The 14,314-nt window shown below is 43.4% G+C and carries 11 protein-coding genes; 9 read left to right on the top strand and 2 right to left on the bottom strand.

The features are described from left to right. Window positions 1–9 precede the first annotated feature (9 nt). From B7P33_RS05125 to B7P33_RS05115, 3 genes are all read left to right on the top strand, one after another. Window positions 10–444, top strand: a complete 435-nt coding sequence (locus B7P33_RS05125) for a cytochrome c oxidase assembly factor Coa1 family protein (protein ID WP_097440900.1) — start codon at window positions 10–12, stop codon at window positions 442–444. Then, window positions 434–1,201, top strand: coding sequence for a glycoside hydrolase family 16 protein (locus B7P33_RS05120; RefSeq protein ID WP_172435861.1), 768 nt, complete (start codon window positions 434–436; stop codon window positions 1,199–1,201). The genes B7P33_RS05125 and B7P33_RS05120 overlap by 11 nt, the downstream gene beginning before the upstream one ends. 108 nt (window positions 1,202–1,309) lie before the next feature. Continuing rightward, window positions 1,310–3,673: a GH92 family glycosyl hydrolase gene (locus tag B7P33_RS05115; protein WP_097440898.1), complete on the top strand. Its 2,364-nt coding sequence runs from the start codon at window positions 1,310–1,312 to the stop codon at window positions 3,671–3,673. A gap of 30 nt (window positions 3,674–3,703) precedes the next feature. Here B7P33_RS05115 and B7P33_RS05110 read toward each other — a convergent pair whose 3' ends face one another. Further along, a complete protein-coding gene (locus B7P33_RS05110) occupies window positions 3,704–4,438 on the bottom strand; it encodes a hypothetical protein (protein WP_245871661.1) in 735 nt (244 codons plus the stop codon). Between the two features lie 419 nt (window positions 4,439–4,857). Here B7P33_RS05110 and glf point away from each other — a divergent pair, with 419 nt between their 5' ends. Next, window positions 4,858–5,970, top strand: a complete 1,113-nt coding sequence (gene glf, locus B7P33_RS05105) for a UDP-galactopyranose mutase (RefSeq protein WP_097440896.1) — start codon at window positions 4,858–4,860, stop codon at window positions 5,968–5,970. Window positions 5,971–6,172: 202 nt separating this feature from the next. After that, complete coding sequence (locus tag B7P33_RS05100; RefSeq protein ID WP_097440895.1) at window positions 6,173–7,690, top strand: ArnT family glycosyltransferase; 1,518 nt, start codon at window positions 6,173–6,175, stop codon at window positions 7,688–7,690. Window positions 7,691–7,709: 19 nt separating this feature from the next. Here the strand turns inward: B7P33_RS05100 and B7P33_RS05095 are convergent, their stop codons facing one another. Continuing rightward, window positions 7,710–8,102, bottom strand: a complete 393-nt coding sequence (locus B7P33_RS05095) for a putative signal transducing protein (protein ID WP_097440894.1) — start codon at window positions 8,100–8,102, stop codon at window positions 7,710–7,712. 199 nt (window positions 8,103–8,301) lie between these two features. Between B7P33_RS05095 and B7P33_RS05090 the strand changes: the two genes are divergently transcribed. The 4 genes from B7P33_RS05090 (at window position 8,302) to B7P33_RS05070 (ending at window position 14,234) form a co-directional block, all read left to right on the top strand. Then, window positions 8,302–10,083: a M61 family metallopeptidase gene (locus B7P33_RS05090; protein WP_097440893.1), complete on the top strand. Its 1,782-nt coding sequence runs from the start codon at window positions 8,302–8,304 to the stop codon at window positions 10,081–10,083. A gap of 1,276 nt (window positions 10,084–11,359) precedes the next feature. Next, window positions 11,360–12,532, top strand: a complete 1,173-nt coding sequence (locus B7P33_RS05085; protein WP_097440892.1) for a DUF418 domain-containing protein — start codon at window positions 11,360–11,362, stop codon at window positions 12,530–12,532. 333 nt (window positions 12,533–12,865) lie between these two features. Further along, on the top strand, window positions 12,866–13,414 hold the full coding sequence (locus B7P33_RS05075) for an REP-associated tyrosine transposase (RefSeq protein WP_097440890.1): 549 nt from the start codon (window positions 12,866–12,868) through the stop codon (window positions 13,412–13,414). Between the two features lie 13 nt (window positions 13,415–13,427). Then, on the top strand, window positions 13,428–14,234 hold the full coding sequence (locus tag B7P33_RS05070; RefSeq protein ID WP_097440889.1) for a PQQ-binding-like beta-propeller repeat protein: 807 nt from the start codon (window positions 13,428–13,430) through the stop codon (window positions 14,232–14,234). The last annotated feature ends 80 nt before the right edge of the window (window positions 14,235–14,314 follow it).

The following is a 14,314-nucleotide window of genomic DNA, read 5'->3' as shown; positions in this document are numbered from 1 at the left end:
TTGAAACCTATGGAAGAAAGACGACAAAAAAGTTGGTTTGCACGCAATTGGCCGTGGGTGGTACCTGCAGGAGGTTGTTTGGTGGTAATCTGTGTGTTCTTTTTCTTCGTGGGGAGTATGTTCTTTGGGCTGACCTCTATGCTAAAAGAGTCGGGCCCATACCAAACAGCGGTGGAATTGGCCTCTGAAAATGATGAGGTGATACAGCTATTGGGTGAGCCCTTGGAAATGGGAACCATGATGAAGGGCAACATCAATTATACCAATGGCGATGGAAACGTGCATTTCAGTATTCCCATTAGCGGACCCAAAGGTTCTGGCGATGTGTTGGTTATCGGTACCAAGACCGGCGATGCCGATTGGGTTTATGAGACCTTGGAGTTTAGCTCTGACGATAGCATGGAAACCATTAACCTATTGGAAACTACGAACGATGATCTATAAGTTCACCCTGATTTTTGTACCCTTGGTTTTGTTTGGTCTACCAACAAAGGCTCAGACCCCAAAGCACATCAAAAAAGACTATGCCTTATTTTGGAAAGACCAGTTTAAGGGGAAATCCTTGGATGCCTCTAAATGGGATATACGGGGCGAAGGCACAAAAAGGCATCATGCCACCGTAAGTGCCGATGCTGTTTTTTTAGATGGAAAAGGGCATTTGGTCTTGGCGACCCTAAAAAAGGGTGATCAGTATTTTATTGGTCATGTTGGCACCCAAAAAACCCTGCTGACCACCTATGGGTATTTCGAATGCCGGGCCAAAATGAATACCCAACGCGGACCACATACGGCCTTTTGGCTGCAGTCGCCCGAAGTGGGTAAAACCGATGGTGACACCGCCAATAATGGGACCGAAATCGATATTTTCGAATACCATACCAATAAAGGCACCGATATCGTTTATCACAATTTACATTGGAACGGGTACGGCCCCGAACACAAAAGTGAAGGTATCGAGGTAAAGCAAGAGGGCATAGAAGACGGCTATCATACTTTCGGACTCGAATGGACACCCACCGCCTATATTTTTTATGTAGATGGTAAGGAAACCTGGCGTACCGAAACAGCGGTCTCCCAAAGGCCCCAATACATGATCTTAAGTACCGAGCTTACCGGTTGGGGTGGCGACTTTTCCCAATCCGATTTCCCGGATTATATCTATTTCGATTATGTAAAGGTGTATAAGAAGAAACCCAACTAGGCGGTAATTCGCATATATTGATCGGAATACATCATATTTTGGACGGCCGGTTTCCCTACAATCTTATTTTTGTAAAGGAATATACCCGCCACCCAAACCCACCATTTTATGAAGTATTCCTTTCGTCTTTTCCCTCTTGCGGTTCTTTTTCAAACCTTACTTTGGGCGCAATCCCAATCGCCGGTAGATGATGTAGATCCTTTTATCGGCACCGATTTTTTCGGCCATACCTTTCCGGGGGCTTCCTTGCCCAATGCTATGGTGCATCTGAGCCCAGATACGGGTACCCAGGGTTGGACCTACAGTGCGGGTTATACCTATGCCGACAGTTCCATTATCGGTTTTAGCCATACGCATTGGAGTGGGGTAGGTATGGTAAACGGCGGCGAAATATTGTTGATGCCCACTACGAACCAGCGTTTACAGATCGTAGCGGGTACGGCCCAAGATCCGGATGCCGGGTATCGATCCCGCTTCGATCACGCGCAAGAACAGGCCAGCCCCGGTAGTTACGAGGTGTATCTGAAAGACCATAAGGTTCAGGTGGCTTTGACCACGACCCCAAGGGCCGGGTTCCATAAATACACTTTCCCAAAAACGAAAAATGCCCGTATTATTCTAGATTTGGGCCATCAAATAGGGGAGGGGCCTGGGGAGGCACAGTCCGAACTACGCATTGTGGGTAACAACCAAATAGAAGGCAGTAAAGACGCTGGCTTGGGCAAGGTGTATTTTGTAGCCCAGTTCAGTAAACCGTTTTTGTACTACGGTACCTTCGATGCCGCTTACCGTACGCCTGAATCAGACGGTGGGGCTTTTCCGTACAAATCGGGAGAAAAGGGTAGCGATATTGGGGCATTTGTGCAGTACCATACCCAGGCCGATGAATCGGTCTTGGTTAAAGTGGGTATCTCGTATACCAGTATCGAAGGGGCGCGGAAAAATCTGGAAGCCGAGATTCCCCATTGGGATTTTGATGGTATTAAGACCCAAGCCCGGGATATTTGGCATAAGGCTTTATCGAAAATACGCTTGGAAAAAGCCACCCAAACACAACGGGTTTTGTTTTATACGGCCCTTTATCGTAGTCTTTTGGCCCAGTACATTGCCCAAGACGTAGATGGGAAATATTTTGGGTCCGATGGGCAGGTACATACTGCTAAGGACTATGATTTCTATGGCTCGTTCTCTTGTTGGGATACCTACAGATCCCAGCATCCGCTAATGACTTTGGTGGCGCCGGAACATGTAAACGATTATATAAGATCCATTGATGCGAAGGTGCGTAATTATGGGTGGTTGCCTGCCCAGCATTTTTTAAATGTCTATGGCGAGGCCATGGTAGGGGATCATTTGGTACCGGTAATCGTAGACGCCTATTTAAAAGGTTATCGCGATTACGATATCGGGTTTTTGTACGAGGCCATGCGAAAAAAGGCCTTGGAATTGCCCAAACCCCCCGTTCCTGAACATGCGGCCCGTGCTGGTTTAAAAGATTACCTAGAACTGGGCTTTGTACCTATAGACAGACATACCGAGGCGGTACCGAATACCTTGGAAATGGCCTACGACGATTGGTGTATCGCACAATTGGCAAAGGCTTTGGGTAAACCCGATGACTATACGTTGTTTATGGAACGGGCCCAGAACTATTGCAATTTATGGGATGCCCAAACCCAGTTTATGCGCCCCAAAAAACAAAATGGCCAGTGGTTGGAGGCCTTGGGCGAAAATACCCAGGAAATTGTCTCGAACGGAGACCATAGTTATTATAAATATTTTGATCCGCTTTTGGTGGGCCGCAGGCCCAATAGGCATTATACCGAATCCAATGCATGGCAGTACCAATGGTCTGTACCCCACGATGTGACTGGTTTAATCGAGCTTTTTGGGGGCAATAAAGCCTTTACCGACCGATTGGATACCTTTTTTGAAATGAGTCCGCTGATAAGCCCCCCGAAATATGTCGGGGTGGTGGGTACCATAGGGCAGTATGTACATGGTAACCAACCTTCGCACCATGTGGCCTATTTGTACAATTATGCCGGTGAACCCTGGAAAACCCAGGCTAGGGTACGTCAAGTATGTGACCAATTTTACCGTAAAGGCCCTGGTGGACTCTCCGGTAATGAAGATATGGGATCGCTATCTTCTTGGTATGCCCTATCGGCCATGGGTTTTTATCCGGTGAGTCCCGGTAGTAATGTCTATGCCATTGGTAGTCCGCAATTGGAGCGAGTTAGTATAGATTTGCCCAAAGGAAAAACCTTTACCATTGCCACCCAGAATGGTGGAAAGGGAAATCCGTACATACAATCGGCTACCTTAAATGGGAAAACGTTTGATCGTACCTGGATCTCACATGAAGAAATCGTTGCCGGGGGCACACTGAGCTTCCTTATGGGGCCTGAACCCAATACCCAGTGGGGTGTTTCCGGTATTCCGCCTGCTGTTAGTCCGTCATTGGAGTAGTGGACTAGAATCATTAATTGGCAATGCCCACTAAGATTTGCGCTGGTCTAATTGGTGCAAGGCTTTTTGTACGGCCTCCTTTAGAAAATAGCCATCCGCAATTTTTTTACGGGTTTCATCTACCTTGGCAACCATGGTCGCATACGCAGTGGCATCTATTTTTGCCAGTTTTTCAGGAAGTTCGTGTAAAGAGGAAATGGTAAATCCTATCCCCTCTTTTTCTACCAAGGGGGCTACGGCCGCCTTATCCCAAATTATAATAGGGAGTCCGGCCAATAAATACAGTGAGGTTTTATGGGGGTTGTTGTACTGAATGTATTTTCCGAAAGCCCCATCGCATTCTTTAATATCATTACCGTTCCAAACCAATCCGAAATTTCCTTTTAAATAATCCAATACCTCATCAGGCGCAAATACACCTTGATATTCCAAAATGGAATTTTCGGAAACTTTTTCCTTTTGAAAGCCATTACCATAGAGTTTAAGCCGGTAATCGGATTTTTCCAAATCATCGAGTTGGTACAAGAAAGCACTTTTTTCTATCCCTAGACCTCCGGCAAAAATGATTTCGTTTTCCAATTTTTTCGGTACATCGGAAAACGATTGGTTGGGGCTTAAAAGATAATCGAAAAGGTATAGCGGTACCATGGGGGTGGTACAACCATTTGCCTTAAACCATTCGATCATGGCATGGTTATGCAGTACAAGAACATCGGCCTTATTGAATCGTTTCATCTCTTGGGCCGGGTCGATGTTTTTTCCCATCAACGATTTTACATCGTGAACGATCAAAACAATCTTACATCGCTTTAGTTTGGCTATCGAAATTTTGTAGTTAAAGTACTTGCTTAAAGGATATTGCATGCACAAGGTAGACGAAAACGGGAGGGCCAAAAGTCCTTTGGTGATACTAAAAAAGCTCAGTAGGGCTCCCCAGGCTGAATTGGGGTGGTTACTTTGTTTAAATCCTAAATTTGTAAATCCGTTTTGGGCTAAAACCTGCTCGCAATCCATCTTGGGTTTAGAGGCGGCATTTTTTGAAAATTTATAATTTCTCGAAATAAAATAAAGATGACCTCGATTCATCCGCTGCGAACTACTAGATTTGTTTACGCGCAAATATACCGTTATTAAATACTAATCTATTCTAGAATCACCTAATTTAATTTTAAGGGAAAGTTACTATGCAGAACCAAAAACCGTTTGATTATCTTATTGTTGGCAGTGGGTTATATGGTGCCGTTTTCGCCCATGAGGCACAGAAACATCAAAAGAAATGTTTGGTAATCGATAAGCGTGATCATTTAGGAGGCAATGTTTATTGTGAAGCTGTAGAAGGTATTAATGTACACAAATATGGGGCGCATATTTTCCATACCAATGATAAGGCCATTTGGGACTATGTAAACCGTTTCGTGACCTTTAATAGGTACACCAATTCGCCCTTGGCAAATTATAAAGGGGATTTGTACAACTTGCCCTTTAATATGAATACGTTCTATAAGTTATGGGGCGTAACTAGCCCGCAAGAAGCGCAGGAAATTATAGCCTCGCAAACGAAAAAATACCAGGTAAAAACCCCTAAAAACCTTGAAGAACAGGCACTATCGCTAGTGGGAGAGGATATTTATTACAAATTGATTAAAGGGTATACCGAAAAACAGTGGGGAAGAAAGGCTGTCGATTTACCGGCCTTTATCATTAAAAGGCTTCCGTTACGTTTTACTTTCGATAATAACTACTTTAACGATACCTATCAGGGAATACCCATAGGGGGGTATAACAAGCTAATTGAAGGTTTGTTAAAAGATGTAGTGTGCAAGACCGGGGTAGATTATTTTCTAGATAAGACACATTGGGATCAAATGGCCGATACCATTGTATTTACGGGGAAAATCGATGAGTTTTATGGGTATTGCCATGGTAAGCTCGAGTATAGGAGCCTTCGTTTTGAGCATGAAACCTTAGACCAACCCAATTATCAGGGCAATGCTGTGGTTAACTATACCGATGCCGAAACCCCATACACTAGGGTGTTGGAGCATAAACATTTTGAGTTCGGCAAGCAAAACAAAACGGTCATTACTCGGGAGTACCCGTTAGAGGCGGCCGCGGGTAATGAACCCTATTATCCGATAAACAATGCCAAGAATTCGGACCTGTATAAAAAATACAAAGCTATGGCGGCCAACGATGAAGTAATTTTCGGCGGCCGATTGGCCGAATACAAGTATTATGATATGCATCAGGTTATAGCCGCTGCTTTATCGAAAACCAAAAGCCTGTTCGGAAGCTGAAATCTGTTTAGAAAAACGCATTATGCCTAACGGAACCAAGACGGTTTCTAATAGGGTTGTATTTTTCTTCTTCTAATCTGTAGGTAATCATGTGGTTATAAGTTTTGGTGTTTTATAAGAAAGGGTTGGTTTTTCCAATGTTTATGGGGGTTGGGCATTTTTCTTATCTTGCGAAAACCGGAAATATTACCCACCATTCTTGATGCCGTCTTTACCGTTCCCCCAATTGTTTCAAAAAGATTTTTCTTTAAAAGCCGCTTTGGTATTTGTTCTCTTTCTTTTTGTTACGGTCTTTATCAGGCTCCCTTTTTTCTTTCGGGATTATGTAGATCAAGATGAGAGCACCTTTATTCTAGTGGCCCAATCTTGGGTAGACGGTCACTTACCCTATACCGAATTGTGGGACTTAAAGCCCCCAGTGGTGTTCCTGTTTTTTACCTTAGTGATCAAAGTTTTCGGTAAGAGTTTTGTTGCCATTCGATTTTTTGGTTGCGTATTGGTGGCATTGACCGCCTTTTTTACCTTTAAACTGGGCGAAAGCCTGCATTCTAAACTTTTGGGATTTTGGTCTGGTGTGGCTACCCTTTGTTTTTTAAGCCTGTTTGGCAGTGTACAAGGGGTGATGTCGGAACATATTGCTACCGTATTTTTTATGGGGGCCTTGTGGCTCTTGGCCAGTAAGGACTCGTTAGGGTTGGTTTTCTTGGCAGGTATCGCTATGGGTATGGCCTTTATGGCTAAATTGAATTTGGGTTATGCCATGTTGGTATTTGGGCCTTTACTTTTGTATTGGTATAAAAACCCCTTAACGAAGGGGGTGTTACTTAGTTTTATTTACGGTATGGGTGCTTTGGTTCCTTTGCTGTTTTTTGGCTTACATTATTATAATCAAGATGCCTTTTCGGCCTTTTACGATGTGGTCTTTGGCGCTCCCTTACGCTATGCGGCCTCTAAAGAAGGTTCGGTGTTAGATGTGCTTCCTTTTGGGTTGGTGTTAGGTGTTTTGGCGGGATGGGCCTGGCGGATAAAATTGTTCGAAAAATCCAACTTGTTGCATAGTTTAATTTGGGTTTCCATAGGGGCAATAACCTTTTCCTTTTTTCGGGTGGGTAAGATCAATGGGCATTACCTGATTCAGATCTACCCCTTGTTGATACTGGTCGTGGCGATGTTAATGACGCGATTGCCACAACCCAAAAAGAAATGGGTCCCATATTTGGCCTACCTACTTTTTTTAGTGCCCATGGAAAGTTATTTGGAGTATGTGGCTGTGGCCAAAAATTACGCCGAAAAAGGAAGGTTGCTCAATGGCGAAGGGGTCGATGTGCCTTTTTTGATACAAGAAAAGGGATATGAGAACAAGAACGTATATTTTATGGATTACCATATTGGCTATTGGATGCTTGGTACCCAACCCCCTTCAAAAATCGTTACCCACCCCACCAATATTTTTAGGCAAGAATTAATCGTGGGTTCGGGTAGTCCGCGTACGAGCTCCCAAGCCGAACTGCAGTATATCTTTGAAGAAAAACAACCAGAATTGGTCATCCGCCGCCACCGTTCTGGCAGACCCAAAAACGTACGTTTAATGCCCAAGAATAATTATGTGCAGACCCATTACAAAAACGAAATCGATTATCTCGAAAGTACCATGAGAACCAAGTATCGAATTATAGATTCGGTGGGTAAGGCCCGAATTTACCAGCGCATACAACCTTAGGATTTACTACACAAAACACTTAGTTCGATGTGGCCCTGGTGATGAATTGGCAATGGGTACAACGGTATTTTTTAGGCTCAAAAAACGGAAATAGTCGGTAGATCCATTTCTCTTTTTGGTAGTAGGCCTCTAATCGGGGGCGCTTACAATTGGGGCAAGGCAAGGGTTGTCCGCTATCGTCAACGGCATAGGTGCGCAATTCGTCAAAAATTTCTTGGGCACGATCTTTGTCCTTGGTATATACTTGGATCTGTACCCCGCCAATGGCATGACTGATCAATGGGTCGGAGTTCAGGGTGTTTTCGTTCAACAAGAAAACCGGAATACCTTCCGACTCCAATTTGGCCTTGATTACCTGTACTTCGGCGGCATACTCAAAAGAACCGAGAATATGGAATTCTTGCTGTTTCATTGGCATATCGATTTATGGGCGAAGAATCGTTTTTTGATACCCTTGCCATTTTACCTCAGGGGTATCTACCTGACAAAGCCATCAGTTTACAAAGATAGCCAAGCACTGCCGTTTTCTTAGCAAGCCTTGTACATAAGCTATCCTATTACGAGGTCATTTGGGTATTAATCTTATCTTGCCTTTATCTTAAAACGAACGCATGAAACGATTTTTTACACTTTCCCTGATTGTTTTTTTTGGTGTATTGGGTATGGCCCAAACCAATAGTTATCGAATTTCCTTTGAAAACGCCCAACATCACGAAGGACAGGTAGAAATCAGTTTTCCCGAGGTTAAGGCCCCCATTTTTTCGGTGCGTATGCCCAATAGTTCGCCGGGCCGTTATGCCTTTCATTCCTTTGCCAAAAACGTATATGGTTTTAAGGCCACCGATGGTAAGGGTAATCCGGTGACCGTGTTCAGGCCAAATCCGTATCAATGGGATATCAGTGGTCACGACGGTACCGTTAATATTAGTTATACCCTCTTCGCCAATAGGGCCGATGGCACCTATTCCCAGATCGATGAGACCCATGCCCATTTGAATATGCCGGCCAGTTTTATGTATGCCCCAGATCATAAAGAAAGGCCTATAGAAATCGAGTTCGATTTGCGCGAAGACCTGGGCTGGAAGGTTGCCACCCAATTGAAGCGCCAAAAAGGAAACACCTATTGGGCCCCGAATTTCTACTATTTTATGGATAGCCCAACCGAGATCAGTAACCATAGTGTACGTAGTTTTACCCTACCATCCAATGGTAAGGACCACGAAATACGTTTCGCCCTCCACCATGAGGGTACCGAGACTGAATTCGACCAGTTTTTCGAAAATGTAAAAAAGATCGTGATCGAACAAGAAAAAGTGTTCGGCGAATTGCCCGATTTCGATTTTGGCAGCTATACCTTTTTGGGTTGTTATATGCCCCATGTGAACGGGGATGGTATGGAGCATAGAAACTCGACTATTGTGACCAGCAAACGCAGTTTGGCCGATGGAGGCATTACCCGAAACCTAGGTACGGTGAGCCATGAGTTTTTCCATGCCTGGAATGTAGAGCGCCTAAGACCTTTGTCTTTGGAACCCTTTGATTTTGACCATGTAGACATGAGTGGCGAGCTTTGGTTTGCCGAAGGGTTCACCTCGTATTATACCAATTTGATCATATGCCGGGCCGGAATTATGGAGCCCGAGGAATTCGTGGGTACTTTCGATGGCACTTTCAATTATGTGTGGAATAGCAACGGCCGTAAATTCTCGAACCCAATCGAAATGAGTTATCAGGCGCCTTTCGTAGATGCGGCTACTTCATTGGATCCCCAAAACCGTGGCAATACTTTTATTTCCTACTATTCCTATGGTGCGGCCTTGGGGCTGGCCTTGGATCTTTCGCTACGGGAAAAGAATTTAAACCTCGACGATTTCTTTAAAAAACTCTGGGGCCAATACGGAAAAAAGGAAATACCCTATACCATAGAAAACCTGCACCATGCCCTAAATGCCTATGCCGGAAACGAGTTTGGCACTGCTTTCTTTGAAAAATATATCTACAGAAGCGGTATGCCCGACTACAAACGCCTGTTCGCTTCGGTAGGTATTGCTTTGGAACAGAATTCGGAACGGGCCTATTTCGGGGGCTATATAGAAGGCAACGCCATTACCGATAATACCCTGATCGATCGGCCGGCCTACAATGCAGGCCTGGCCAAAGGCGATCGTATTTTAGCGGTAGACGGACAGCCAATGGACGATGAAAACACCTTTGAAAAGCTGCTGGGATCCAAAAAGCCGGGCGATGTATTGCAACTCAAATTCGAGCGTCATGGCAAAACACGCGAAACCCAGTTGGAATTGGGTAAGAATCCTACCTATTCCATCAGTATGGATCCTGACGCCACAGCAGCACAAATAACACATAGAAAGGCCTGGCTAGGGGTGGAATAATTTGATAATGGGTTAATTTGAAGATTTGAAAATGGCCATAGCTAGGTTTGTTTAATCGGTTAAAGAAAGCCTCTGTGAAACTCTGTGTCTACTCTGTGAAACTCTGCATAACAAGCTCACTATTCATGTGAATATGTGTCAGGCCTATGCAATGTAACGATGTATCAATGAACCAGTGTACCAATGGGTCAATTGGAAAATGTGCTAATTTGAAAATGGTTGTAACAGGGTTGATTTAATCGTGAAATGGGTTAATGAAAGCCTCTGTGAAACTCGGTGTCTACTCCGTGAAACCCTGTGGAATAGCTTTATTGTTCGTGTGATTTCGTGAAATTCGTGTCAGATTGAGGGTTTGAAGAGTTAATGGTTCATGGTTTAAAGGGTTTATGAATATTCTTGAATTTATACTTCGTACCTCCCACTTCGTACTTTGTACTTGGAAAGGTTCATGGTCTGCAATTACACCCCAAAATTGTGAAATTCCTCCTCGTACCTCGTTCGGAATGACAGTTTTTTGACAAGCATGAAGAAATACCTCATGACTTTTGAGTCAATATCTAACAGGTTTAACTTCTCCCTTCAGGGGGATTGAGGGGGCGTCATTCAAATCGAATCGAATTTTCGAAGGGTTTATAAATATTCTTGAATTTATACTTCGTACCTCCCATTTCGTACTTTGTACTTGGAAATGTTCATGGTCTGCAATTACACCCCAAAATTGTGGAATTCCTCCTCGTACCTCGTTCGGAATGACAGTTTTTTGACAAGCATGAAGAAATACCTCATGACTTTTGAGTCAATATCTAACAGGTTTAACTTCTCCCTTCAGGGGGATTGAGGGGGTGTCTTTCAAATCCCATAGAATTTTCGAAGAGTTTATTAAATTTACGAGTTTTCGCCTCGTACCTCCCACTTCGTACTTCGTATTTAGAAAAGTTGATAGCTCATGGTTTGAAGGGTTTATAGTTTACAATGAAGTCGAAAGCCGAACAAACTTAGTACTAATTACTTAATACTTTGTACTTGGAAAGGTTAATGAATATTCACAAATTTTTACTTTGTACCTTCCACTTCGTACCTCGTACTTGGAAAAGTTTATAGTTCATGGTTTGGAAGCTTATCCCTCTTTTCGGGTTGATTATTTAGCCCTATGGCCACCTAGAAAAGCCAATGGTTCGTACTGGGACATCGATTGGCTAATATTTGGTGCCTGCCTTGAAAAGGATACGTATCTTAGGGTTTTTCGAGCCTGTAGAGGCTAACCAAACCAAAACACATGCATACCCCAAACCAAAGACTCTTGGTGGTCGATGCCCTACGCGGGTTCGCCCTAGTTACCATAATGTTATTGCACAACTTAGAGCATTTCGATGTCTACCACCTACCCGAAGGCCTGCCCGAATGGTTGGTCTCGCTCGATAAAATGATTTGGGAGTTTTTATTTTTCTTATTCGCGGGAAAATCTTATGCCATGTTCGCCCTACTTTTCGGGCTTACCTTTTTTATCCAAATGCGCAATCAAGAGGCTAGAGGTTCCGACTTTAGGCCCCGCTTTGCCTGGCGTTTACTGTTGTTATTGCTTTTTGGTATGCTGAACTCGGCCTTTTATCAGGGCGATATCCTTACCATTTATGCCGTATTCGGGTTGGTGTTGATTCCCGTGGCCAAACTCAGCGACCGTACCGTACTGATTTTAGCTACAATCCTATTCCTACAACCCTGGGCCTTTTATCAACTGATAGATGCCATAAGACATCCGGTCGAAAATCTGGGCGATCCTACCTCATGGGGTTATTTCGGAAAGATGTGGACCTATATTACCGAACCCTCGTTTTGGGATACCGTGGTAGGTAATTTGACCAATGGAAAAAAGGCCGTGCTGTGGTGGAGTTACGAGAGTGGGCGCTTTTTCCATATCCCGGCCTTGTTTATGTTGGGCCTTTGGGCCGGTAGAAAAGGTCTATTCGAAAATTCGGCCAAAAACACCGCTTTTTGGAAACGGACCCTCTTGATAACCACGTTAATCTTTTTGCCCCTATGGTACCTTCAAAAGCATATGGCCGATTTTATTACCGACGAAGGTGTAAAACGCTATGCCACGGTCATTGAAACCTCGTGGACCAATGTGGCCTTTATGTGTATTTGGGTGGCAACCTTTTATTTGGCTTTCCAGAACCAAAAGATTCAAAAATGGCTAAAACCTTTTATCCCGATCGGTAGTATGAGCCTTTCCAATTATGTGTTACAATCCATCTTAGGGGCTACTTTGTATTACGGCTTTGGTTTTGGCCTATACAAGATCACAGGGGCCACCCATAGTTTTCTGATTGCCATCGTACTTAGTATAGTAATGTACTTCATTTGTGTGTGGTGGTTAAAACGCCATAAACGAGGCCCTTTGGAAAGTATTTGGCACCAGTTGACGTGGATGGGTAGTAAAAAGGGTTAGCGGGTTTTCCATTTTATCAATAACCTATAGAATAAAAACAAAAGAGGCTTAGAAGAATACTGAAATTGGAGCGAAAAATAGCCCGTTTCGACCAATATTCTGGTCAATTACAACGTTAACATTAATTTCGAAGGAAAGTGACTACATATTGAAACATTTTTACCTTGTTTTTTTGTTCGTTATTGTTTGTTCTGTTTAGCAGGAACAGAGCTTTGACTTGAATAAAATCCCCTCGCTGGCGCGAGGCTCCCGTCTCGTGCCATTCTAATCGTATTAACGACAGCAAGAACTCGTGAGTCCTGTTACTAGCCATTATTTCCGTAACTTATAGAAATGAGTAGAAAGTACAAATTCAATAATCCTTCGGGCTTGTATTTCGTTTCTTTTGCCACGGTATCTTGGGTAGATGTATTTACCCGACAAGTCTATTTTGAAATATTGGCAGAGAGCGTTTCATATTGTAGGGCAAATAAAGGTATGGAGCTATATGCGTATTGTTTTATGACCAATCATGTTCATTTGATGTTTCGTTCGGCCAGTAATGATCCCTCGGGCTTGATCAGGGATTTTAAGAGTTTTACTTCTAGAAATATTGTGGAGGCCATCAAAGAAAACGTACAAGAAAGTAGGAAAGGGTTTTTATTGGAGATATTCAAGACCAAAACCGGTCATCAGTTTTGGCAGCACCATAATAAACCCATCGAATTATGGAGTACGGCCGTAATCAAACAAAAGTTGGATTATATCCATAACAATCCGGTAAAACAGGGTTTTGTAACGGATCCAACACATTGGAAATATAGTAGTGCCCGAAACTATGCAGACGACCATACCATAATGGCCATAGACGATATTGGTTTCAGTTTTGGTCGAATGTCGTAAATTGATACGACGAATGCAACCCAAGTTCAGGAGTATACCCTGGTTTGATATTTGCCTTGCTGGGTTTGTTTCGGCACGAGACGGGAGCCTCGCGCCAGCGGGGGAATACGGCATTTTAAGTGCTTTTGAGTTTGAAGATGGTTTTGCAGTAGCAAGTAGACAATCTAGATCTTTTCATTACATACAGCCGAAGCAGTCAGTAGGTGTGGATCTTGGTTTTTATTTTAAGAAATCAGGGGGTTTAAAAGGAGAATTCTTATTCAAAAGACTTGGTGATGAAGTTACCTTATTTTCATTGTCTATGAAAGAAGAAGTAAGAACCTATAATGTGCCAAAAGATTTTGTAGTTGATGCGAATCTTGAAGATGCAATTTTTAGTAAGGGACACGTTATGTATGCCCCCCTTTCCAATGGCCAACTCCTAGCCTTCGATATCTCCATTGGTACATTAAAATGGAAGCAAGATCGTGTAGGCAAGACAGCTATTTTTGAAGACAAGATTTACTGCATAGCGGATTACACTATCAAGGAGCTAGATGCCAATACCGGAGAGATACTGAGAGAGGAAAGCATGCAGGATTTAATAGATACTTACGGCTTTAGACCAACTGGAGCGCACAAAGTTTATGACGAGTACATTTTTGCAATGGCTTCTGGCAAACCTGGAATGGTCGCTATCTACGACAGACAAGACTTGAATTTCCTAGAAATGCTCAAACTTGATGAGATGATCCCGATGGGTACAGACCACCTACATTGGCATAATGGTAAGTTGTTTGTGTTGGATTTTGGAAAGACATTGCATGTTTACGAACTATAAATATGCCGTTGGCAAGAGGCACCCGTCTCATGCCTTGCTAGATTCCACCAAAATAATTTTGATTCCCTTGTCATAACGCC

The organism is Sediminicola luteus (assembly GCF_002514735.1).
GTDB lineage: Bacteria > Bacteroidota > Bacteroidia > Flavobacteriales > Flavobacteriaceae > HQA918.
Note: the sequence above shows the minus strand (reverse complement) of the source record. Positions and strands in the feature narration are given on the sequence as shown.

Excerpts from the sequence above, each read along its gene's own strand:
- B7P33_RS05125 (WP_097440900.1), top strand. The coding sequence starts at position 10 with ATGGAAGAAAGACGACAAAAAAGTTGGTTTGCACGCAATTGGCCGTGG.
- B7P33_RS05120 (WP_172435861.1), top strand. The coding sequence starts at position 434 with ATGATCTATAAGTTCACCCTGATTTTTGTACCCTTGGTTTTGTTTGGT.
- B7P33_RS05115 (WP_097440898.1), top strand. The coding sequence starts at position 1,310 with ATGAAGTATTCCTTTCGTCTTTTCCCTCTTGCGGTTCTTTTTCAAACC.
- B7P33_RS05110 (WP_245871661.1), bottom strand. The coding sequence starts at position 4,438 with ATGGGAAAAAACATCGACCCGGCCCAAGAGATGAAACGATTCAATAAG.
- glf (WP_097440896.1), top strand. The coding sequence starts at position 4,858 with ATGCAGAACCAAAAACCGTTTGATTATCTTATTGTTGGCAGTGGGTTA.
- B7P33_RS05100 (WP_097440895.1), top strand. The coding sequence starts at position 6,173 with ATGCCGTCTTTACCGTTCCCCCAATTGTTTCAAAAAGATTTTTCTTTA.
- B7P33_RS05095 (WP_097440894.1), bottom strand. The coding sequence starts at position 8,102 with ATGAAACAGCAAGAATTCCATATTCTCGGTTCTTTTGAGTATGCCGCC.
- B7P33_RS05090 (WP_097440893.1), top strand. The coding sequence starts at position 8,302 with ATGAAACGATTTTTTACACTTTCCCTGATTGTTTTTTTTGGTGTATTG.
- B7P33_RS05085 (WP_097440892.1), top strand. The coding sequence starts at position 11,360 with ATGCATACCCCAAACCAAAGACTCTTGGTGGTCGATGCCCTACGCGGG.
- B7P33_RS05075 (WP_097440890.1), top strand. The coding sequence starts at position 12,866 with ATGAGTAGAAAGTACAAATTCAATAATCCTTCGGGCTTGTATTTCGTT.
- B7P33_RS05070 (WP_097440889.1), top strand. The coding sequence starts at position 13,428 with ATGCAACCCAAGTTCAGGAGTATACCCTGGTTTGATATTTGCCTTGCT.